The organism is Lentzea sp. NPDC005914, from assembly GCF_040629405.1.
GTDB lineage: Bacteria > Actinomycetota > Actinomycetes > Mycobacteriales > Pseudonocardiaceae > Lentzea.
The window spans coordinates 41,369-62,218 of the sequence record NZ_JBEXVQ010000044.1 but is presented as its reverse complement, the minus strand read 5'-3'; the positions used below and the strand labels follow the sequence as shown (position 1 = coordinate 62,218).

Genomic DNA, 20,850 nt, shown 5'->3' with positions numbered 1-20,850 from the left:
CACGTGGGAGACTCGCCGATATCTCTACGTGATCTTGCCAGTTCACGAGGGCTGTCGCACTCCCGTTTCCGGAAGGTTCACCTGGACCACCAGGCCGCCTCCCCCGTTCGGACGAGCCTTCGCCGAACCCTGATGCGCCCTCGCCACGGACTGCACGATGGACAGACCCAGGCCAGAACCCGCGGTCCCGGTGCGGTCGCGCAGCCTGCGGAACGGTTCGAAGAGCCCCGGCACGGCTTCCGCGGGGACGGTCGGACCGGTGTTCGTCACCACGAGTTCCTGCTGGAGGCGGACCGACACGGTTCCGCCAGGTTTGTTGTAGAGCACCGCGTTGCGCAGCAGGTTGCCGATGAGCTGGGCGAGCAGCACGGGGTCGCCCTCGACCAGGAACTGCCGCGTCGACACGTCGAAGGTGACCTCCTTCGACGCCGCCAGCGACGCGCACGACTCGACCTCGTCGTCGATGATCTCGTCCAGCCACACGAGCTCTCGCGAGGCCAGACCGCGGTCACTGCGTGCGAGCAACAACAACCCGTCGATGAGCTTCTCGCTGCGCTCGTTCGTGTCGAGCAGATGCGCTCCGAGACGGCGGATCTCGTCCGACGCGCCGGGGTCGCCCAACGCCACCTCGATCAACGTCCGTTGCACGGCCAGCGGCGTGCGCAGTTCGTGCGAGGCGTTCGCGACGAACCGCTTCTGGCTGTCGAACGACGACGCGAGCCGGTCGAGCATCCCGTCGAACGTGTCCGCGAGCTCCTTCAGCTCGTCCGGCGGGCCGTCCAGCTCGATCCGCTGGTCCAGCCGCTCCGCCTCCAGCCGGTGCGCGGTCGTGGTGATCGAGTGCAACGGCTCCAGCACCCGCCCGGCCACCACCCAGCCGAGCCAGACCGCGATGATCGCCGCCACCACCAACGCGATCGCCGACTGCCAGATGAAACCCGACAGCGTGTTCGTCTTCACCAGCTCGCCGCTGAGCACCTGGGTGTCGGCGGGCAGCTGAGCCGCCTCCAGCGTCGCCCCGTAGGGGTAGGTGTCCATCGGCATCGCGCGCCGGGCGTCGGCCACCGCCACCCAGTCGTCGGTGGGCAGCCACGCCGCGAGCAGCCAGTAGTTCAGCGCGATCAACGCGACGCCCGCGATCAGGAACACCCCGGCGTACCAGGCCGTCAGCCTGGTCCGCAGCCTCACGAGCCGAACCGGTAGCCGGCACCGGGCACGGTCTCGATGACCTGCGGCGCGCCCAGCTTGCGGCGCAGCGTCATCACCGCCACCCGCACCGCGTTGGTGAACGGGTCGGCGTGCTCGTCCCAGGCCTTCTCCAGCAGGTCCTCCGCGCTCACGACGTTGCCCTCCGCCCGCATCAGCACTTCCAGCACGGCGAACTCCTTGGGCGAGAGCGGCAGGAACCTGCCGTCCCGCATCGCCTGGTGCCGCGGCAGGTCCAGCGTCACCCCCGCCCTCATCAGCACCGGCGGCAGGGCCGGACGAGCCCGGCGGCCCAGCGCCTGCACGCGCGCCACCAGTTCGGCGAACGCGAACGGCTTGGTCAGGTAGTCGTCGGCACCGAGCCCGAGCCCGGCCACCCGGTCGTCCACCCCGGCCGCCGCCGTCAGCATCAGCACCCGTGCCTCGCCACCGGTCGCGTGCACCGCCTTGCACACCTCGTCACCGTGGACGAGCGGCAGGTCGCGGTCCAGCACAACGACGTCGTACGCGTGCACCCCCACACGTTCCAACGCCGCTTCACCGTCGTAGCAGACGTCGACCGCCATCGAGTACCTGCGCAGGCCCTCGGCGATCGTGTCCGCGAGCAGCTGTTCGTCCTCGACCACCAGCACACGCATGACACCTATTTTCCGCGCCCACGGGATAAGCGCCGGATAAAGCCTTTCGCTTAACGCCGTCGAATGACGTCCTCCGTAGACCTGTCGCCGTGAAGAAATCCATCGCACTCCTCTTCGCCCTGCTGCTGGCGCTGACCGCCTGCGGCGGCAAGCCGGCGGACAGCGAGGCCAAGAAGGACGACAAGGGCGACATGGTCAAGTTCGCCCAGTGCATGCGGGACAACGGCGTCGAGATGCCGGACCCGAAGGACGACGGTCAGGGCCACGTCGCGATCGAGGCCGTGCCCGGCGGGGAGGCCCCCGACATGGAGAAGATGAACGCCGCCCACGAGGCCTGCAAGAAGTTCCTGCCCAACGGCGGCGAGTTCAAGCCGCCGTCGCCCGAGGAGCAGGACAAGATGCGCCAGCAGGCGAAGTGCATGCGGGACAAGGGATACAACTGGCCCGACCCGAAGTTCGAGGGCGGCGGCATGGCGGAGACGCTCGAGCTGCCCGACATGGAGGACGACAAGGTCAAGCAGGACATGAAGGACTGCGGCATGGGCGAGTTCGGCGTGGCGAGGCGGGCCGGATGAAGCGCAGGGTGAACAGGAAGATCCTCATCGCCGCCCTCGTGGCCGCAGTGGTGCTCGGCACCGGCGGGGTCGTGGTCCTCACGAGAATCGCGTCGAACCAGGCCAACGCCGCGCCGCTGCAGAACGACCCGGTGAAGACCGCGCCGGTGAAGAAGACGAACCTGGCCGACCAGCAGTCGACGACAGGCCAGCTCGGGTACGGCTCGGAACGAGCGCTGGCGTCGCGGAAAAGCGGCACCGTCACCGCGCTGCCGAACCAGGGCGCCGTCATCGAACAGGGCAAACCCGTGTTCTTCTCGGACGCCAAGCCTGTGCCGCTGTTCTACGGCGCGATGCCGCTCTACCGCGACCTGGAAGCGGGCATGTCGAACGGACCCGACGTCAAGGTGGTCGAGGAGAACCTCGCCGCCCTGGGGTTCTCCGACTTCGGCACCCCGGACGAGAAGTTCACCTCGTACACGGCCTCCGCGCTGAAGAAGTGGCAGAAGGCCAACGGCCTGGAGCAGAACGGAAAGCTCGGCCAGGGCGACGTCGTCGTGCAACCGGGCGCGATCCGGGTGGCGTCGGTGACCGGCCAGCTCGGCGGACCCGCGGGCGGCGACCTGATGAAGGTCACCGGCACCGAACGCGCGGTGACCGTCGAGCTGGAGCAGTCCAAGCAACGCCTCGCCAAGCAGGGCGAGAAGGTAGAGCTGTCGATCACCGGCGGCAAGCCCACCACCGGCACCATCACCGGCATCACCCGCACCGCCGGCGACTCGGCCCAGGGCCAGAAGCCGAAGATCATCCTGACGATCTCGGTAGACGACCCCAAGGCGGCCGAGGGCGTCGACAGCGGCAGCGTCAACGCCCTCTTCACAGTGAGCAAGAAGCAGAACGTGCTCGCGGTCCCGATCGGCGCGCTGCTCGCGCTGGCCGAGGGCGGCTACGGCCTCGTCACCGAGGACGGCAAGACCATCCCGGTCACCGTCGGGATCTTCGCCAAGGGCCAGGTCGAGGTGCAGGGCGACGGCCTGCGCGAAGGCATGAAGGTGGTGACCACCGAGTGATCACCGTCGACCACGCGAGCCGGACGTATCCCGGCGGTGTGCAGGCGCTGCGCGACGTCTCCCTGACCGTCGGGGGCGGGGAGATGCTCGCGATCGTGGGACCGTCCGGCTCGGGCAAGTCGACGCTGCTGCACCTGATGGGCACGCTCGACAAGCCGACCAGCGGCAAGGTCGAGATCGACGGCCACGACATCTCCACCTTGTCGGACAACGCTTTGTCGGCGCTGCGGGCCCGCACGATCGGGTTCGTGTTCCAGCAGTTCTTCCTCACCGACGGCCTGTCCGCGATCGAGAACGTCGCCGCCGGACTCGTCTACGCCGGCGTGCCCCGCCCGAAGAGACGAGCGCTGGCGATGTCCGCTTTGGACAGGGTCGGGCTGATCCACCGCGCGCTGCACCGGCCGCACGAGCTCTCCGGTGGCGAACGTCAGCGGGTCGCGATCGCGCGGGCCGTGGTGAACACGCCGGGGATTCTGCTGGCGGACGAGCCGACCGGAAACCTGGACACGCAGAACGGCGCGGGCGTGATGGAGTTGCTGGAGAGCCTCAACTCCGATGGCACGACGGTTGTGCTGATCACGCACGACCGGGACATCGCGGCGTGGGCGCCACGACGCGTCGAGGTGCGCGACGGGGTGATCGTTTGACTTCGCTACGAACCGAGCCTCACGGCGCGAGCTTCCTGTTTCACGGCCGACTGCGGCAGGGTGGCCCCTTGCCGTCTGACGTCAGCTCCGCAGGCATCACCCGAGTTGCCTCGGGCTACGGCTCGACCAGCCGCAAGGATGTTCTTCGCCGCGTTGACGTCCCGGTCGTGCCGGGTGCGGCAGCCCGGACACGTCCAGTGCCGGGTGGAGAGCTTCAGTGCGGCGAACAGGTGCCCGCAGGTCGAGCAGGTCTTGCTGGACGGGTACCAGCGATCGATCACGACCAGCGTGCGGCCGGCACGTTCGCACTTGTACTCCAACTGCCGCCGGAACTCACCCCACCCGGCGTCGGAGATGGCGCGTGCGAGATTTCGGTTGCGGACCATGCCCGCGACGTTGAGGTCCTCGATCGCGATCACGTCGGCCGACCGCACCAGCACGGTGCTGGTGCGGTGCAGGAAGTCCTGCCGGGCGTTGCGCACCTTCCGATGAGCGCGGGCGACCTTCGCCTTCGCTTTGTGGCGGTTGCTGCTGCCACGGTGGCAACGGGCCAGTCGGCGCTGGTATCGGGCCAGGTTCCGGGCTTTGCGGGCCAGGTGTCCCGGGTTGACGATGCGGACGCCATCGCTGGTCACGAGAAAGTCCTTCAATCCGAGGTCCACCCCGATCGCGTGACCTGCTGGCTGAGGCAGGGCGTCGGCGACGTCCACGGCGAAGCTCACGTACCAGCGACCGTCGGGTTCACGAGAGATCGTGACCGTGGTCGGGTCCAGTTCTTGGACATCGACGTCGTCGAAGGACCACGTGAACCGCAGTGGCGTACTGGTCTTGGCCAGCGTGAGCGAACCATCACGCATCCGGAACGCCGATCGCGTGTAGTGCGCGGTCTGGCGACTCATCCGCGATTTGAACCTCGGATGCCGGGCGCGCCCGGAGAAGAAGTTCTGAAACGCGGTGTGCTGGTGGCGCAACGTTTGCTGCAACGGCACACAGGACACCTCCGACAGAAACGCGAGTTCTTCTCCTCGTCTCCACCTTGTCAGCGTGGCGCTGGTGTCCCGGTACGAAGTGGACGTGTTTTCGTTGCGGTATCGACGAGTCCGCTCGTCCAGCGTCTTGTTCCACACCAGACGCACACACCCGAAAGTGCGGGTGAGCACCGCAGCTTGTTCGGACGTCGGGTAGGCCCGGCATTTGTACGCCGTTCGCACGACAGACAACCTACTGGGAACGACATGACTGGTTCGACACGGGCTTTCGTTCGGAGGGCGTTGTGATCGACCTGCTGCGCCTCGGCTTCTTCGGCATGCGGACCAGGCCGATCCGCGCCGTCCTCTCCGCACTGGGCATCGCGATCGGCATCGCCGCCGTCGTCGCCGTGGTCGGGATTCCGTCCTCCAGCGCCGCCGCGTTGAAGGAGAAGATGTCCAAGCTGGGCACGAACCTCCTGACCGCGGCGCCCGGCCAGGACTTCTTCGGCCAGGACGCGAAGCTGCCGGAGACGGCGGTGCCGATGGCCAAGCGGATCGGTGCGGTGTCGGCCGCGAGCGCCACCGGCAAGATCTCCGCGAACGTTCGCAAGAACGACCTGGTGCCTACGAGTGACACGCTCGGGTTGCAGGTGCAGGCGGCGGAGCAGGACCTGCTGAAGGTGCTCAACGCCGAGGTGCGCGCGGGTCGGTGGCTGTCGCCGGGCGAGAAGTCGGTGGTGCTCGGGGGTACTGCGGCGTCGCGGCTCGGCGTCGACAAGCCCGGGGTGCAGCTGTGGATCGACGGTCAGTGGTTCACGGTGGTCGGCATTCTCGGGCCGTTGCCGCTGTCGCCGGAGATCGACAGGTCCGCGTTGATCGGCTGGGAGGCGGCCAAGGAGGCGTTCGGGTTCGAGGGCAACGCCAACACCGTCTACGTGCGCACGAGGGAGGACCAGGTCGAGAACGTCCGCAACCTGCTCGGACCGACGCTGAACCCGCAGAAGTCCAACGAGGTCAAGGTGTCCCGGCCGTCCGAGGCACTGGAGGCCCAGCAGTTGGCGGAGAGCTCCTACAACGCGCTGTTCCTGGGATTGGGCGGAGTCGCGTTGTTGGTAGGAGGCGTCGGCGTGGCGAACACGATGGTGATCTCGGTGCTGGAACGGCGCAGGGAGATCGGTCTGCGGCGGGCGCTCGGGGCGACCCGGCGGCAGATCAGATGGCAGTTCCTCACCGAGTCGGTGTTGCTGTCCGGCCTCGGCGGGCTGGTCGGCGTGATCGTCGGAATCGCGGTCACGGCCGGATATTCGATCAGCCAGAAGTGGCCGGCGGCGCTGCCGTGGCCCGCCCTGCTCGGGGGAGTGGGCGCGGCCGTCGCCATCGGCGCCATCGCCGGCGTTTATCCAGCAGTGCGGGCGGCTCGTCAGTCGCCGACGGAAGCACTCGCCTGAAAAGCCCTGGGGTGCACCGGCGAACGAGCCGGCGCACCCCAGGTTGCGAAATCAGAGCTGGCCGACGACCCAGTCGATCGCCTGCGTCAGGATCGTGATGTCGTTCGGCTCCACGGCCGGGAACATCGCGACCCGCAGCTGGTTCTTGCCGAGCTTGCGGTACGGCTCGACGTCGACGATCCCGTTGGCGCGCAACACCTTGGCCACGGTCGACGCGTCCACGTCGTCGGTGAAGTTGATCGTGCCGACGACCTGCGAGCGGTCAGCGGCCTTCTCGACGTACGGCGTGGTGTAGGCGGTCTTCTCGGCCCACGAGTACAGGCGGTCCGAAGAGTCCTTGGTGCGCGCGACGGACCACTCCAGGCCGCCGTTGCCGTTGATCCAGTCGATCTGGTGCGCCAGCAGGAACAGCGTGGCGACCGACGGCGTGTTGTACGTCTGGTCCTTGGTGGAGTTGTCGAGCGCGGTCGGCAGCGACAGGAACTCCGGCACCCAGCGGTCCTTGAGCTCGTCGACGCGGGCCAGCGCGGCGGGCGACATCAGCGCGAGCCACAGGCCGCCGTCCGAGGCGAACGACTTCTGCGGCGCGAAGTAGTAGACGTCGAAGTCCTCCGCGCGAACCGGCAGGCCACCTGCGCCGGACGTCGCGTCGATCGCGATCAGCGCGTCGCCGGAGCCCTCGATGCGGGTGACGGGCATCGCGACACCCGTGGAGGTCTCGTTCTGCGCCCAGCCGACCAGGTCGGCGCCCTCGGCGTAGAAGAGCTCGGGCGCGGTGCCCGGCTCGGCCTTGGTGACCAGCGAGTCCTTCAGGAACGGCGCGGTCTGCGTGACCTTCGCGAACTTGGAGGAGAACTCACCGTTGGTGAAGTGCTGGGCAGTCTCGCGGACCAGGCCGAAGGAGGCCGCGTCCCAGAACGCCGTGGTGCCGCCGTTGCCCAGCACGACCTCGTAGCCGTCGGGAAGCTGGAAGAGCTCCCGCAGTCCGGAACGGACACGGCCGACGAGGTTCTTGACGGGCTTCTGCCGGTGCGAGGTGCCGAGCAGGGCCGCACCCTCGGACGCGAGAGCCGCGACGGCCTCGGGGCGCACCTTGGACGGTCCGCAGCCGAAGCGGCCGTCGGACGGCTTGAGCTCGGCGGGAAGCACCAACGAGGTCGGATCGGCGGTCTGGGTCATGTGGTCACGCCTCCGGGGCGATCGGACTTGAGATGGACCTGACCGGCGCCGTTGCCGGAGTTCACAGTGTTGCAGGCGGGTAGCCGCAAGATGTCAGCCGGGTGTCGTGGCTCACTGCAGCATGCCTCGATCCAGCGCCGTCGTCACCGCCGCGGTGCGGTCCGACACCCCCAGCTTGTTGAACACCCGCAGCAGATGAGTCTTCACGGTCGCCTCCGAAATGAACAGCGCCCGCCCGATCTCCACGTTCGACATTCCCTTCGCGACCAGCCTCAACACCTCGGCCTCGCGCGCGGACAGCGGCGGCGTGCGGACCTGCCCGACGACCTTCGCGACCATCGACGGCGCCAGCACGGTCTCGCCGCGCGACGCCGCGCGGATCGCCGCGATGAGGTCCTCGGTCGTCGAGTCCTTCAGCAGATACCCGGACGCCCCTGCCTCGACCGCGCGAAGAATGTCCGAATCGGTCTCGTACGTCGTCAGCACGAGCACACGAGGTCCGGTTCCGACGATCTTCGCGGTCGCCGCCACACCGTCCATTTCGGGCATCCGCAGGTCCATCAGCACGACGTCGGGCTTCAACGCGGCGGCCTGGGCGATGGCCTCCTGCCCGGACCCCGCGTCGCCGACGACCTCCAGATCGTCGGCCACGAGCATCCCGCGAAGTCCCTGGCGCACCACGGGGTGGTCGTCCACCAGCAGAATCCTGATCACAGCGGTACCTCCACCAGCACGGACGCGCCATCGTCGCTCGAGAGCGAGAGCGTCCCACCCACCTGTTCCAGCCGAGCCCGCATCCCCCTCAGACCGAAGCCCTCAGGTGCGTCCCCGAACCCGCGCCCGTCGTCGCGCACCTCCAGCGAGACGCTGTCCTCGTCGAACCTCATCACGACGTCGACCCGGGACGCCTCCGAGTGCCGCGCCACGTTGTGCAGTGCCTCCTGGACGGTCCGCAGCAGCACCACCTCGGCCGAGGTCGCCAACGGCACGGCGTCCCCGATCACCCGGAACGTCGACGGCAGCGTGACCCCGGAAACCAGCCGCCGCAACGCGTCTTCCAGCGACGAACCGTCCAAAGGAGACGGTGCGTTCGACGCCACCAGCGCCCGTGCCTCGCGGAGGTTCTCCCGCGCGGTCTGCAACGCCAGCTCGACGTTGGGCTGAGCACCCTGCAGCAGCGTGATGATCGACGTGAAGCCCTGCGCCAGCGTGTCGTGGATGTCCGCCGACCACCGCGCCCGTTCGGCCTCGATGGTCAGCGCCTCGATCCGTTGCAGCAGTTCGCCGCGCTGCTGGTTCTGCGCCGCGATCCGGCTGATCGCCCACCCGAACGCCTGGGAGAAGCCGATGATCAGCACCGCCGCCGGCCACGGCAGCGCCGGATCGGCACCCGCGGCCCAGGTCAGCGCCTGCGGCGTCAGCACGAACAACACCATCGGGAAGAACGCCCACCCGATCGGCAGCACCATGTAGATCTGCGGGACCAGGCCGAACAGGGCGAAGGTCGCGCTGCCGCTGAACCAGACCGCCGGTGCGAACGTGGCGAGCGAACCGGCCGCGTAGACGAAACCGTGCCAGTCGTCCTCCCCGCGGATGACCAGCCGCCTGCCGTAGAGCACGAACCACACACCGTTCAAGCACAACAACCCCGCCGCCGTCAGGCGGTCGGCGAGGGGGTTGTTGTCGATCAGGACGAGCACCAGCGCGGTGACCTGCGTGATCGCGAAGAGCACGTACCAGGTGATCAGCTGGCGTTGTTGCTCCACCTGAAAGTCCTGCTCACGAGTACCAGACCCGCGATCGTCCACGCTCCGAGCACCAGCGCGATCTTGCCGAGCTCCCATGATCCCGCCGCCTCCATCGCCGCGTAGCCGTCGTTCAGTGCGAACACCGAGCGGAAACCCTGACACACCCACTTCAGCGGGAAGAGCGAACCCGTGATCCGCAGGGAGTCCGGCAGCACCGCCTGGCTGATGAAAACACCCGACAGGAACTGCAACACGATGTACGGCAGGTTCAGCACGCCCGCCGCGTTGCGGGTGGTCTTGGCGATCGAGCTGAGGCCGACGCCGATCAGCGAGCACGAGATGACGCCGAGCGTGAACACCCAGCCGAACGTGAACCACTTCTCGGCGGTCGAGGGCAGCTCCACGTCGAACCGCAGCATCGCGACGACCATCAGCAGCACGGCCTCGAAGAGACTCGACACGAAGACCAGGATGATCTTGCCGATGAAGTAGGACGTCAACGGCATCGGCGTGCCGCGCAGGCGCTTGAGCGTGCCGTCCTCGCGGTCGGCCACGACGCTGATGCCGAGTCCGACGAACGAGGTCGAGATGATGCCCGCGCCGATCATGCTGGCCGCGAACATCTGGCCCGCCGCGGCCTCGTGCACGTAGACCGTGCCGAGCAGCAGCATCAGGATCGCCGGCAGCGACACCGTGAAGATGAGGTTTTCCTTCTGCCGGAAGAACTCCCGCAGCTCGGTCGCACCCCTCGAGAGACCGATCGACAGAGTTCCGGGAAGCACAGCCGCGGTGGTCACTTGATCAGCTCCAGGTAGATGTCTTCCAACGTCGGGCGGGTGACGGTGAGTTCGGCGAGCTCGCCGTTGCGCGAGAGCTCGACGATCGTCTTGGTGGGCTCGGAGGTCTTGATCTCCTGGTAGCCGCGGTCGGACAGCCAGCGCACGGTGGCGTCGGCGTGCGCGCGGCCGTTCAACGTCTGCGGCGTGCCCTCGGCGACGATGCGGCCCCCCGCCAGCACCGCCACGCGGTCGGCGAGCGCCTCGGCCTCGTCCAGGTAGTGCGTGGTCAGCAGGATCGTGGTGCCCTCGGCGGCCAGCAGCTTGATCAGGCCCCAGAACTGGCGGCGCGCCTCGGGGTCGAAGCCCGTGGTCGGCTCGTCCAGGAACACGAGCTCCGGGCGGCCGATGATGCCGAGCGCCACGTCGAGCCGGCGCCGCTGGCCACCGGAGAGCGTGCCGGCGCGGGACTTGGCCTTCTCGGTGAGCCCGACGAGGTCGATGACCTCTTCCGGATCACGCGGGTTGGCGTAGTACTTGGCGTAGTGGTGCACGGCCTCGTGGACGGTGAGCGTGGCGGCGTCCGTCGCACTCTGCAGGACGATGCCGATCCTCGAACGCCACAACCGGTCCGCCTTGGCCGGGTCGACGCCGAGGACGCTGACCTCGCCACCGTCGCGGTCGCGGTGCCCCTCCAGGATCTCGACGCTCGTGGTCTTGCCGGCCCCGTTCGGGCCGAGGACGGCGAACACTTCGCCGCGTGCGACGTCGAGGTCCACCCCTGCCACCGCCTGGTGGCCCTTGTAGGCCTTCGTCAGGCCCCTCACTCGGATCGCGTTCATGGGGAAAATCTTGCTGTTTCGAGGGGGTTCGCCGGGACGACCGCACCGCTGACTCCGGTTGTCAACCGGTCGGTGGACACGCGGCCGTGTTTCAGCGGTGTTTCCACTCTGCGAGAACGCGCTTTCGGGTGATAGAACGGCTGGGTGCATCTGACGCCGCATGAACGCGACAAGCTCCTCGTGCACGTCGCCGCCGACGTGGCGCGCCGCCGTCTCGAACGCGGCGTGCTCCTCAACTATCCCGAGGCCGTCGCGCTGATCACCGACCACGTGCTGGAGGGCGCGCGGGACGGCCGCACGGTCAGCGAGCTGATGGAGAGCGGCCGCACGGTGCTCGCACCGGAGCAGGTCATGCGCGGGGTGCCGGAGATGATCGACTCGGTGCAGGCCGAGGCGACGTTCCCGGACGGCACGAAGCTCGTCACCGTGCACCACCCGATCGCGCCTTCGGCCGGTCCGGCGCCGGGCGAGGTGATCGTCGGCTCGGAACCCGTGGAGCTGAATCCGGGACGGCCGCGCATCTCCATGGTCGTCGTGAACGTCGCTGACCGGCCTGTTCAGGTCGGGTCGCACTTCCACTTCGCGTCGGTCAACACGGGCTTGGAGTTCGATCGCGAAGCCGCGTTCGGGTACCGGCTCGACATCCCGGCGGGCACGGCCGTGCGGTTCGAGCCGGGCGTGGAGCGCGAGGTCACGCTGGTTCCGTTGGCAGGCTTGAGGATTGTCCGGGGGTTGCAGCGATGATCGACCGTGAGCGCTATGCCGAACTGCTCGGGCCGACGGTGGGCGACCGGATCCGGCTCGCCGACACCGACCTGTTCATCGAGGTCACCGAGGACTTGAGTCGCGGTACCGGGTCCGGCGACGAGGTGATCTTCGGCGGCGGCAAGGTGATCCGCGAGTCGATGGGCCAGGGCGTCGCGACCCGTGCCGAGGGCGCTCCCGACCTGGTCATCACGGGTGCGGTGATCCTCGACCACTGGGGTGTCGTCAAGGCCGACGTCGGCGTGCGGGACGGGCGGATCGTCGCGATCGGCAAGGCGGGCAACCCGGACACGATGGACGGCGTCCACCCGTCGCTGGTGATCGGGCCGTCGACGGAGATCCTGTCCGGCAACGGGAAGATCCTGACCGCGGGCGGCATCGACTGCCACGTGCACTTCATCTGCCCGCAGATCGTCGACGAGGCGCTGGCGTCCGGGCTCACGACGTTGATCGGTGGCGGCACCGGTCCGGCGGAGGGCACCAAGGCCACGACCGTGACGCCGGGCGCGTGGTACCTCGACCGGATGCTGACGTCGATGGACCACATGCCGATCAACGTTCTGTTGCTGGGCAAGGGGAACACGGTCTCCGAAGAGGGCCTGCGCGAGCAGCTCGTCGGCGGTGCGGGCGGTTTCAAGCTGCACGAGGACTGGGGCACGACTCCCGCCGCGATCGACGCCTGCCTGCGGGTGGCGGACGAGTCGGGCGTGCAGGTCGCGATCCACACGGACACGTTGAACGAGGCCGGGTTCCTGGAGTCCACGGTGGACGCCATCGCCGGCCGGTCGATCAACGCCTACCACTCCGAGGGTGCCGGCGGCGGGCACGCGCCGGACATCATCCGGGTCGTCTCGCTGCCGAACGTGCTGCCGTCGTCGACCAACCCGACGCGCCCGCACACCGTCAACACGCTCGAAGAACACCTCGACATGCTGATGGTGTGCCACCACCTCAACCCGTCGGTGCCCGAGGACCTGGCGTTCGCGGAGTCGCGGATCAGGCCGACCACGATCGCCGCCGAGGACCTGCTGCACGACATGGGCGCGATCTCGATGATCTCGTCGGACTCGCAGGCGATGGGGCGGGTCGGCGAGGTGATCATCCGGACCTGGCAGACGGCGCACGTGATGTCCGCGCGGCGTTCGATCGAGGAGAACCTGCGGGCCCGGCGGTACGTCGCGAAGTACACGATCAACCCGGCCATCGCGCACGGGATCGCCTCCGAGGTCGGGTCGGTCGAGGTCGGGAAGCTCGCGGACCTGGTGTTGTGGGAGCCCAAGTTCTTCGGGGTCCGGCCCTCGGTGGTGCTCAAGGGCGGGTTCATCGCGTGGGGTGCGATGGGGGACGCCAACGCCTCGATTCCGACGCCGCAGCCGGTGTGGGCGCGGCCGATGTTCGGTGCGACGGCCGGTGCCGCTTCCTCGGTGTTCTTCGTTGCGCCGGAAGCGATCGAGGCCGGGATCGCGGATCGGTACGCCCGGCGGGTCCTGCCGGTCGAGTCCACTCGATCCGTCACGAAGGCCGACATGGTGCACAACGACACGATGCCGGACGTGCGGGTGGATCCGGACAGCTTCGCCGTGCACGTGGACGGCGACCTGGTGGAGCCTTCACCGGTGGCCGAGCTGCCGATGGCCCAACGGTATTTCCTGTTCTGATGCTGACCGCGCTGATCCTCGCCGACTCCCGGTTTCCCGGTGGCGGACACGTGCACTCCGGTGGCCTCGAGGAGGCTGCCTCGCGCGGGCTGGTCGTCGACGAGCTGTCGCTGGAGTCGTTCCTGCACGGGCGTTTGCTGACCGCGGGGTTGCTGGCGGCCGGGTTCGCGGCCGCTGCGGCTCGCGGTGAGGATCTGGAGCTGCTGGATCTCGAACTGGATGCGCGCACGCCGTCGCCGGCCCAGCGCGAGGCGTCGCGGGCGCAGGGGCGGGGCATGTTGCGGGCGGCTCGGCGGGCTTGGCCTTCAGCCCGGCTTGCCGCCTTGCCGGCGTCCCCGCACCAGCCGCTGGTGATCGGTGTGCTGGTCGGCGAACCGTATGAAGCGGCTTTGACCTGTGCTTATCTGGCGGTGAGCGGACCGGCGTCGGCGGCGGTGCGGTTGCTCGGACTGGACCCGTTCGGGGTCAACGCGATCGTTGCGGCGCTTCCGGTGGAGGACGTCGCCGCGCGGGCTTGCAAGGAACTGCCCGCGCTCGGTTCACCTGCCTTGGATCTTCTGGCCGAGGCACATGTTCGACGTGAAGGGGTGCGTCTCTTTGGGAGCTGACCACGGGCCCGACCCGCACGACCACCACCACGGATCCGCGCCGCGGATCGGCATCGGCGGCCCGGTCGGCAGCGGCAAGACCGCGCTGACCGCGGCGTTGTGCCGCGCTCTGGGGTCGCAGCTGGAGCTGGCGGTCGTCACCAACGACATCTACACGACCGAGGACGCGGACTTCCTGCGACGAGCGGGCGTGCTGGACCCGTCGCGCATCGAGGCGGTGCAGACGGGATGTTGCCCGCACACCGCGATCCGCGACGACATCACCGCGAACCTGGACGCCGTCGAGCGCCTGGAGCACCGGTTCTCCGGGCTGGACCTGGTGATCATCGAGAGCGGCGGCGACAACCTGACCGCGGTGTTCTCGCGCGGGCTGGTCGACAGGCAGATCTTCGTCGTGGACGTGGCCGGCGGGGACAAGGTGCCGCGCAAGGGCGGTCCCGGCGTGACGACCGCGGACCTGCTGGTGATCAACAAGATCGACCTGGCGCCCTACGTCGGTGCCGACATGGACGTGATGATCTCGGACGCGCACCGGATGCGCGGGGAGCTGCCGGTGATCGCGCAGTCGCTGGTGGAGACGCCCGAAGCTCCCGAAGTGGCCAAGTGGGTGCTGGCTCAGCTGTGAAGGCCGACCGATGAAAGCCGCCGCACGACTGGTGGTGGCGTTGGACTCGCACGGCAACAGCGTCGTGCGGGTCCTGCGGTCCCAGTCGCCCCTGACCCTGGTGCCCGCCCGGCGCGTGGGCCCGGTCGCGCTGGTGCACCTGGTGAGCTCGGTGACGTCCCCGCTCGGTGGAGACTCGCTGGAGCTGACGGTCGAAGTCGGCCCTGGAGCCTCACTTGATCTACGCGGAGTGGCGGCGACCCTGATGCTGCCCGGTCCGACCGGTCTGCCCTCTTCGTCGTCTGTGCGATTTTCCGTCGAGGGCTCTGTCCGCTACTTGCCAGAGCCGTCCGTGGTGACCCGGCGCGCGCACCACACGGCAGTGGTGGAGGCCGAATTGGACGGTCACGCAGAGTTGTCGTTGCGGGAGGTCCTGGTGCTCGGCAGGGCGGGCGAAACGCCCGGCACGCTCTCCACAACGGTGCGCGCAACCCGTTGCGGCAAGCCGTTGTTGCACCAACAGCTCGTCATCGGCTCACCGTCGGTCGACTCGTCTTCGGCGGGACTGGCCGGGAAACGGGTCGTCGGCACGTCGTTGATGTTGGACGAGGTGCCGCGCGAGGCGGGTGGCGGTGAGTGGTGGAACGTCGTTCCGTTGGCAGCAGGCGGAACCCTCGCCACCGCCCTGGGGGATGACGTGGTCACGGTCACAAATGTGCTCGACGCCATCTGACTCGATCCCGAATTCGATCCAGAACTGTTCTTTGCACGGACAGTCACCGTTCAGGTGGTGGTCATCACCACGCAGGCGGTTTCGCCATTCGTTCGCCGTGCGTATGGTCGCGGGTCCAGGGACCACGAGTTCTGACGCTGCTTGGAGGTTCGCCGATGACGGAGACCACGAACATCGCGCTACCGGCGATGCGCGTGTCATACGAGCAGGGCTCGCTGAGCGAGTCGGAGCTTGCCGCCACCTGGCATGAACAGCTCCAGCTGTGGTTGGACGCCGCCACCAATGCCGGGTTGCCCGAGCCCAACGCGATGGTGCTCGCGACCACGGACACGAAGGGCCGGCCTTCGTCGCGGACGGTGTTGCTGAAGGGGCTCGACGCTCGTGGGGTGGTGTTCTTCACCAACTACACGTCGAACAAGTCGCACGACCTGATGGCCACTCGGTACGCGTCGGCCACGTTCCCGTGGTTCGCGATGCAGCGTCAGGTGCACGTGCGGGGGACCGTGGAGAAGGTCGGGCCGGTGGAGACGGCCGAGTACTGGAACTCTCGTCCTCGGGGGTCGCAGATCGGGGCTTGGGCTTCGCCGCAGTCACGGGTGGTTTCTGGGCGATCCACTTTGGATTCTGCTTTGCACAAGATTGAGCGGCAGTTCGCCGATACCGAGAAGATTCCTGTGCCGCCGCATTGGGGTGGGTGGCGGGTTCGGCCTGAAGAGGTCGAGTTCTGGCAGGGGCGGCGGGATCGGATGCATGACCGGTTGAGGTTCCGGTTGGGGCGGGATGGGTGGCAGTTGGAGCGAGTAGCTCCGTAGCTGGTGGCTCTGTAGGGCTGCTGTTTGGACTTTTGCGATGGGGCGCTTCCTGTGGGCGGGAGGCGCCCCTTTTTTGCTGTTTCCACGGTTGCGTTGGCGGGTTCCTGTTGGGAGTCCGTAGGTGGTCACCTTGCGAGACTTCACCTTGCGTTGCGTGCTTCCCCTCGGGGGCTCTGCCCCCAAACCCCCGCCAATCTGATCGGGGGGTCCAGCGCCGCGGGCGGGTTGATGGCACGCCTGTTGCTTTCGGCGGCTGCGCGTTCCGTAGGTGGTGTGGTCCGGTGGGGTCCCATCACGAGCCGAGCCGGCAGACGATCAGGCACGACTCGTGACGGGACCCCACCGGGCCACACGTAAAGCTTGCCTCGGCTTCGCCTTCGGGTCGCCTCGCCTTCGGCATCGGGCGCTATTGGGCTGGCCGGTGGCGCGGAACCTTGCTGGGGGGCTGCGCGTCCTCAGGCTGCGGGAAGTGCCCGATTTGTGCACGGGCATACTGGGTTTTCAGCCACAGCTAGCTACGAGGTGCGGATTCACGTGTGCGGAGTGCTCGGACTCATCTGTTCCACCGAGGCTGCTGCGGCCTCCGCGCGGGGGTCTGTGGCTGCGGCGTTGCGCTGTCAGCGGCACCGTGGGCCCGACGAGCAGGACACCTGGGCCGATGCTGAGGTCGTGTACGGGTTCAACCGGCTTGGGTTCATCGATCTTGACCACAGCCACCAGCCGCTGGTGTGGGGGCCGCCGGAGAACCCGACTCGGTACACGTTGAACTTCAACGGGGAGATCTACAACTACAAGGAGCTGCGGGCTGAGCTGGCCCTGCAGTTCGGGGCCCAGTTCAAGACGCAGGGCGATGGCGAGGCCATCGTTGCCGGCTACCACTACCGGGGCGCGGACTGGGTCAAGAAGCTTCGCGGGATGTTCGCGTTCATGATTTGGGACGCGCAGGAGCGGGTTGTGTTCGGGGCGCGGGATCCGTTTGGGATCAAGCCGTTGTTCTGGGCCGCTGGGCCTGGTGGGGTGGCGTTCTCGTCGGAGAAGAAGTCGCTGTTGCAGCTGACCGGTGTGCTGGGGATCAGTCAGGAGCTGGATCAGACGGCGTTGCAGCACTACTTGGTGTTGCAGTACGTGCCGGAGCCGGAGTCGTTGCACAAGGCGGTGCGCCGGGTGGAGTCCGGGACGTCGTTCAAGGTGGCGCCGGGTGGGCAGGTGCTGTTCAACCGGTACTTCAAGCCGGTGTTCGCTCCGCGGCCGGTGAACGGGGAGCACGAGGCCGAGGCGCTGCACGAGCGGATTGCCGAGGTCATGCGGGACTCGGTGGCCAAGCACATGATCTCGGACCCCGACGTGACGGTGGGGGCGTTCCTGTCCGGGGGGATCGACTCGACGGCCACTGCCACGTTGGCCAAGTTGCACAATCCGAATTTGATCGCGTTCACCAGCGGGTTCGACCGTGAGGGGTACTCCGAGGTGGACGTTGCCGCCGAGACGGCGGCGGCCATCGGGGTGCGGCACGTGGTGAGGACCGTGTCGGCGGACGAGATGATGGAAGAGCTGCCGCTGATCATCTGGTACCTGGACGACCCGGTGGCTGACCCGGCGTTGGTGCCGTTGTGGTTCATCGCGCGTGAGGCTCGGAAGTACGTGAAAGCCGTGTTGTCGGGCGAGGGCGCGGACGAGCTGTTCGGCGGGTATGTGATCTACCACGAACCGCTTTCGTTGTCGCCCTTCGAGAAGGTGCCCGGTGGCGTTCGGAAGTTGATGGGCGCGGTGTCCAAGACGATTCCGGAAGGCGTGCGCGGGAAGGATCTGCTTCGGCGGGGGGCGCTGAAGCTGGAGGAGCGGTACTACGGGAACGCTCGCAACTTCAGCGACGCACAGGTTCGGGCGGTGTTCCCCGGATATGTGGAGGGGATCGGCTTCCAGGACGTGACCGCGCCCTGGTACCGGGAGTCCGAGGGCTGGGATCCCGTGGCGCGGATGCAGCACATCGACCTGTACACGTGGCTGCGCGGGGACATCCTGGTCAAGGCCGACAAGGTGACGATGGCCAACTCGATCGAGCTGCGGGTGCCGTTCCTCGATCCCGAGGTGTTCAAGGTCGCCGCCGAGGTGCCGCTGGACCAGAAGCTGACCGAGGGCACGACCAAGTACGCGCTGCGCAAGGCGTTGGCGAAGATCATTCCGGCGCACGTGCTGAACCGGCCCAAGCTCGGGTTCCCGGTGCCGATCCGGCACTGGTTGCGGGGCGAGATGTACGACTGGGCGCGCGGGATCATCGCGGACTCGCAGACCGGGCACCTGCTGGACAAGAACGCGGTGCTGGAGCTGCTGGCCGAGCACAAGTCGGAGCAGTTCGACCGGAGCCGGCAGCTGTGGTCGGTGCTGTGCTTCATGATCTGGCACGGGATCTTCGTGGAGGGCCGGATCAGCCCGAAGGTGCCCGAGCCGGTCTACCCCGTCCGTCTCTGAAGTGGCGTTGGCGACACGTTCACGTAAAGGGCTTGTTAGTTGTCATAAGCTAACGATGTGGCCACTGTGGGGAGAAACGCGCGCTCGACGTTCGTGATCGACACTCGACCGTTGAAGATCGTCGCGTATCGCCGGTTGTGGTTGTCCACGATCGTCACGGCGGTGGGCTCTCAGCTCACCGCCGTTGCCGTGCCCAAGCAGGTTTACGACCTCACCGGCTCGTCGGCGTGGGTCGGTATCGCCGCTGGTGTGGCGTTGGTGCCGCTGCTCGTGTTCGGGCTGTGGGGTGGTGCGATCGCGGACACCGTCGACCGGCGCAAGCTGCTGCTCGTCACGAACACCGGTATCGCGGTCTCGTCGGTGCTGTTGTGGGGGCAGGCGGCGCTGAACGTCGGCTCGGTGTGGCTGGTGATCGCGCTGCTCGGGCTGCAGCAGGTGTTCTTCGCGGCCAACGCTCCGGCGCGGTCGGCGTCGATCGCGCGGCTGGTGCCGGCCGAGCTGTTGCCGTCGGCAGGGGCGCTGGGGTCGACGGTCATGTCGTTCGGCGCGGTGCTCGGGCCGTTGCTGGCCGGGGCGTTGATGCCGGTCGTCGGGCTGTCGACGTTGTACCTGGTGGACGCGATCGCGCTCGTCGTCACGGTCTACGCGGTGTGGAAGCTGCCGTCGATGCCTCCGCTGGACGGGGTGGTGCGGCGCGCCGGGCTGCGGGACGTGCTGGACGGCTTCGCGTACCTGTGGGCGCAGAAGGTGCTGATGGCGAGCATGCTGCTGGACATCATCGCGATGGTGTTCGGCATGCCGCGGGCGCTGTTCCCGGAGATGTCCCAGCACACGTTCGGCGACCCGGCCGGTGGTGGGTTCGCGCTCGGCGTGCTGTTCGCGGCGATTCCCGTGGGTGCGGTGATCTGCGGGCTCACGTCCGGCTGGATCTCGAACGTCAGCAGGCACGGTGTCGCGCTGACGCTCGCCGTGGTCGGCTGGGGGCTCGCCATCATGGGCTTCGGTCTCGCCGGGTCGCTGTGGGTCGCGGTGGCGTTCCTCGCGCTGGCGGGTGCGGCGGACATGGTGTCGATGGCGTTCCGCGGCGCGATTCTGCAGTCCGCCGCGACGGACGAGATGCGCGGGCGGATGCAGGGCGTCTTCATCGTGGTCGTGGCGGGAGGGCCGCGCATCGCGGACCTGTTGCACGGCACGGGTGGTGCGGCGTTCGGCACTGCTGCGGCGGTGACCGCCGGAGGTGTGCTGGTGATCGTCGCGGCCGTGATCATGGTGGTGCTGCTGCCCGCGATCTGGCGCTACCGGGTCAGTTCCGCGAGCTGATCTCGCTCGGGTTGGGTTCGGCGATCGGCAGCTCGGAGCCCCAGTCGGTGAACCGCGCCTCGTCGACGATCAGCGCGTTCTGGAACTGGGTGGAGAACTTGATGCGCGTCGGCAGGGCTTTGCCGTCGATCTCGAGCTCGCCGACCGAGTTCGTGACGCCCTGGTCGAGGGCGAGCTTGATCTCGTTGCGCAGGGCCTCGTCGGTGAGGGCGTCGTAGGCCTTCTTGTAGTCGATCGAGATCGAGTAACGGGTGCGCTCGCCGGTCTGCGCGGTCAGCTTGAGCTCGCCACCCGCCTGCATCACCGGCAGGTGGTAGGTGGTGAAGACGGCCTGCTGGTAGATCACGTCGTGAAAGCCCAGCAACGTGGTGGTGAAGTCGTCGGCGCCCTGGCGCGTGAGCTTGACCCACGACTTGCCTTGAGGCAGGCCGAACACCGGCGGCAGCTTCACGAACGCGGTGTCCTTTGTGGTCGAGACGAACCGCAGTTCCTCGTCGGGCCCACCGGTCTGCACGGGACGCTTGGTCGTCGCGTCGATCGCCGGGACGTCACCGAGGCGCACCGAGCCGTTCGCCGGGGCCGTGACGCCGCCCGTGGTCGGTGGCGCGATGGTGAAGCGGTAGGTCCTCTTCTCGTTGGCAGCCTTGGAGACCGCGGCCACGAGGCTCTTCACGTCGGTGTACTGGGTCGGCTGGGCCGGCTGCTCGGACGAGGTGCAGGCGGTCAGCGCGAGAGCCGCGAAGAGCAGGGTTGCCGTGCGTGTCATAGTTACACCATATGGGTGAGGTAGGCGGCGGTCCCC

21 protein-coding genes are annotated in these 20,850 nt (G+C 68.0%); 12 read left to right on the top strand and 9 right to left on the bottom strand.

Features of this window, described 5'->3' with window-relative positions; genetic code table 11:
- Positions 1-42: 42 nt before the first annotated feature.
- Entirely contained in the window at positions 43-1,188 is a 1,146-nt protein-coding gene (locus ABZ345_RS40805; RefSeq protein WP_359860327.1) for an ATP-binding protein, read from the bottom strand.
- Positions 1,185-1,844 carry a response regulator transcription factor gene (locus ABZ345_RS40800; protein WP_359860326.1) on the bottom strand — a complete coding sequence of 220 codons (660 nt, stop codon included), beginning with the start codon at positions 1,842-1,844 and terminating at the stop codon, positions 1,185-1,187. Before ABZ345_RS40800 ends, ABZ345_RS40805 begins: the two co-directional genes overlap by 4 nt.
- Before the next feature lie 89 nt (positions 1,845-1,933).
- Here ABZ345_RS40800 and ABZ345_RS40795 point away from each other — a divergent pair, with 89 nt between their 5' ends.
- From ABZ345_RS40795 to ABZ345_RS40785, 3 genes are read left to right on the top strand one after another with little or no spacing between them, the layout of a single operon-like run.
- A complete protein-coding gene (locus ABZ345_RS40795) occupies positions 1,934-2,419 on the top strand; it encodes a hypothetical protein (protein ID WP_359860325.1) in 486 nt (161 codons plus the stop codon).
- Complete coding sequence (locus ABZ345_RS40790) at positions 2,416-3,468, top strand: peptidoglycan-binding domain-containing protein (RefSeq protein WP_359860324.1); 1,053 nt, start codon at positions 2,416-2,418, stop codon at positions 3,466-3,468. Before ABZ345_RS40795 ends, ABZ345_RS40790 begins: the two co-directional genes overlap by 4 nt.
- Positions 3,465-4,115, top strand: coding sequence for an ABC transporter ATP-binding protein (locus tag ABZ345_RS40785; protein ID WP_359860323.1), 651 nt, complete (start codon positions 3,465-3,467; stop codon positions 4,113-4,115). The genes ABZ345_RS40790 and ABZ345_RS40785 overlap by 4 nt, the downstream gene beginning before the upstream one ends.
- A 5-nt stretch (positions 4,116-4,120) precedes the next feature.
- On the opposite strand, the gene ABZ345_RS40780 is transcribed toward ABZ345_RS40785, so the two are convergent.
- Positions 4,121-5,326, bottom strand: coding sequence for an RNA-guided endonuclease TnpB family protein (locus ABZ345_RS40780; protein ID WP_359860322.1), 1,206 nt, complete (start codon positions 5,324-5,326; stop codon positions 4,121-4,123).
- A gap of 95 nt (positions 5,327-5,421) precedes the next feature.
- Between ABZ345_RS40780 and ABZ345_RS40775 the strand changes: the two genes are divergently transcribed.
- Positions 5,422-6,534, top strand: a complete 1,113-nt coding sequence (locus tag ABZ345_RS40775) for an ABC transporter permease (RefSeq protein WP_359860354.1) — start codon at positions 5,422-5,424, stop codon at positions 6,532-6,534.
- Between the two features lie 51 nt (positions 6,535-6,585).
- Here ABZ345_RS40775 and serC read toward each other — a convergent pair whose 3' ends face one another.
- The 5 genes from serC to ABZ345_RS40750 form a co-directional block, all read right to left on the bottom strand.
- On the bottom strand, positions 6,586-7,713 hold the full coding sequence (gene serC, locus ABZ345_RS40770) for a phosphoserine transaminase (protein WP_359860321.1): 1,128 nt from the start codon (positions 7,711-7,713) through the stop codon (positions 6,586-6,588).
- A 111-nt stretch (positions 7,714-7,824) separates the two neighbouring features.
- Entirely contained in the window at positions 7,825-8,427 is a 603-nt protein-coding gene (locus ABZ345_RS40765) for a response regulator transcription factor (protein WP_359860320.1), read from the bottom strand.
- Positions 8,424-9,479: a sensor histidine kinase gene (locus ABZ345_RS40760; protein WP_359860319.1), complete on the bottom strand. Its 1,056-nt coding sequence runs from the start codon at positions 9,477-9,479 to the stop codon at positions 8,424-8,426. The genes ABZ345_RS40765 and ABZ345_RS40760 overlap by 4 nt, the downstream gene beginning before the upstream one ends.
- On the bottom strand, positions 9,458-10,258 hold the full coding sequence (locus tag ABZ345_RS40755) for an ABC transporter permease (RefSeq protein WP_359860318.1): 801 nt from the start codon (positions 10,256-10,258) through the stop codon (positions 9,458-9,460). The genes ABZ345_RS40760 and ABZ345_RS40755 overlap by 22 nt, the downstream gene beginning before the upstream one ends.
- Entirely contained in the window at positions 10,255-11,079 is an 825-nt protein-coding gene (locus ABZ345_RS40750; RefSeq protein ID WP_359860317.1) for an ABC transporter ATP-binding protein, read from the bottom strand. Before ABZ345_RS40750 ends, ABZ345_RS40755 begins: the two co-directional genes overlap by 4 nt.
- A 144-nt stretch (positions 11,080-11,223) precedes the next feature.
- Here ABZ345_RS40750 and ABZ345_RS40745 point away from each other — a divergent pair, with 144 nt between their 5' ends.
- From ABZ345_RS40745 to ABZ345_RS40710, 8 genes are all read left to right on the top strand, one after another.
- Entirely contained in the window at positions 11,224-11,823 is a 600-nt protein-coding gene (locus ABZ345_RS40745) for an urease subunit gamma (protein ID WP_359860316.1), read from the top strand.
- Positions 11,820-13,502: an urease subunit alpha gene (locus tag ABZ345_RS40740; protein ID WP_359860315.1), complete on the top strand. Its 1,683-nt coding sequence runs from the start codon at positions 11,820-11,822 to the stop codon at positions 13,500-13,502. The genes ABZ345_RS40745 and ABZ345_RS40740 overlap by 4 nt, the downstream gene beginning before the upstream one ends.
- Complete coding sequence (locus ABZ345_RS40735) at positions 13,499-14,110, top strand: urease accessory UreF family protein (protein WP_359860353.1); 612 nt, start codon at positions 13,499-13,501, stop codon at positions 14,108-14,110. The genes ABZ345_RS40740 and ABZ345_RS40735 overlap by 4 nt, the downstream gene beginning before the upstream one ends.
- Complete coding sequence (gene ureG / locus ABZ345_RS40730; protein WP_359860314.1) at positions 14,100-14,735, top strand: urease accessory protein UreG; 636 nt, start codon at positions 14,100-14,102, stop codon at positions 14,733-14,735. The genes ABZ345_RS40735 and ureG overlap by 11 nt, the downstream gene beginning before the upstream one ends.
- A gap of 10 nt (positions 14,736-14,745) precedes the next feature.
- Positions 14,746-15,447 (top strand): urease accessory protein UreD, encoded by a 702-nt coding sequence (locus ABZ345_RS40725; protein WP_359860313.1) that lies wholly within the window; start codon positions 14,746-14,748, stop codon positions 15,445-15,447.
- 155 nt (positions 15,448-15,602) lie between these two features.
- Positions 15,603-16,259: a pyridoxamine 5'-phosphate oxidase gene (gene pdxH, locus ABZ345_RS40720; RefSeq protein WP_359860312.1), complete on the top strand. Its 657-nt coding sequence runs from the start codon at positions 15,603-15,605 to the stop codon at positions 16,257-16,259.
- A gap of 534 nt (positions 16,260-16,793) precedes the next feature.
- On the top strand, positions 16,794-18,728 hold the full coding sequence (gene asnB / locus ABZ345_RS40715) for an asparagine synthase (glutamine-hydrolyzing) (protein ID WP_359860311.1): 1,935 nt from the start codon (positions 16,794-16,796) through the stop codon (positions 18,726-18,728).
- A 66-nt stretch (positions 18,729-18,794) separates the two neighbouring features.
- The gene (locus tag ABZ345_RS40710) at positions 18,795-20,048 is read left to right on the top strand and encodes an MFS transporter (protein WP_359860310.1); all 1,254 of its coding nucleotides are present in this window, start codon (positions 18,795-18,797) and stop codon (positions 20,046-20,048) included.
- On the opposite strand, the gene ABZ345_RS40705 is transcribed toward ABZ345_RS40710, so the two are convergent.
- Positions 20,032-20,814: a hypothetical protein gene (locus ABZ345_RS40705; protein ID WP_359860309.1), complete on the bottom strand. Its 783-nt coding sequence runs from the start codon at positions 20,812-20,814 to the stop codon at positions 20,032-20,034. The genes ABZ345_RS40710 and ABZ345_RS40705 overlap by 17 nt on opposite strands.
- Between the last annotated feature and the right edge of the window lie 36 nt (positions 20,815-20,850).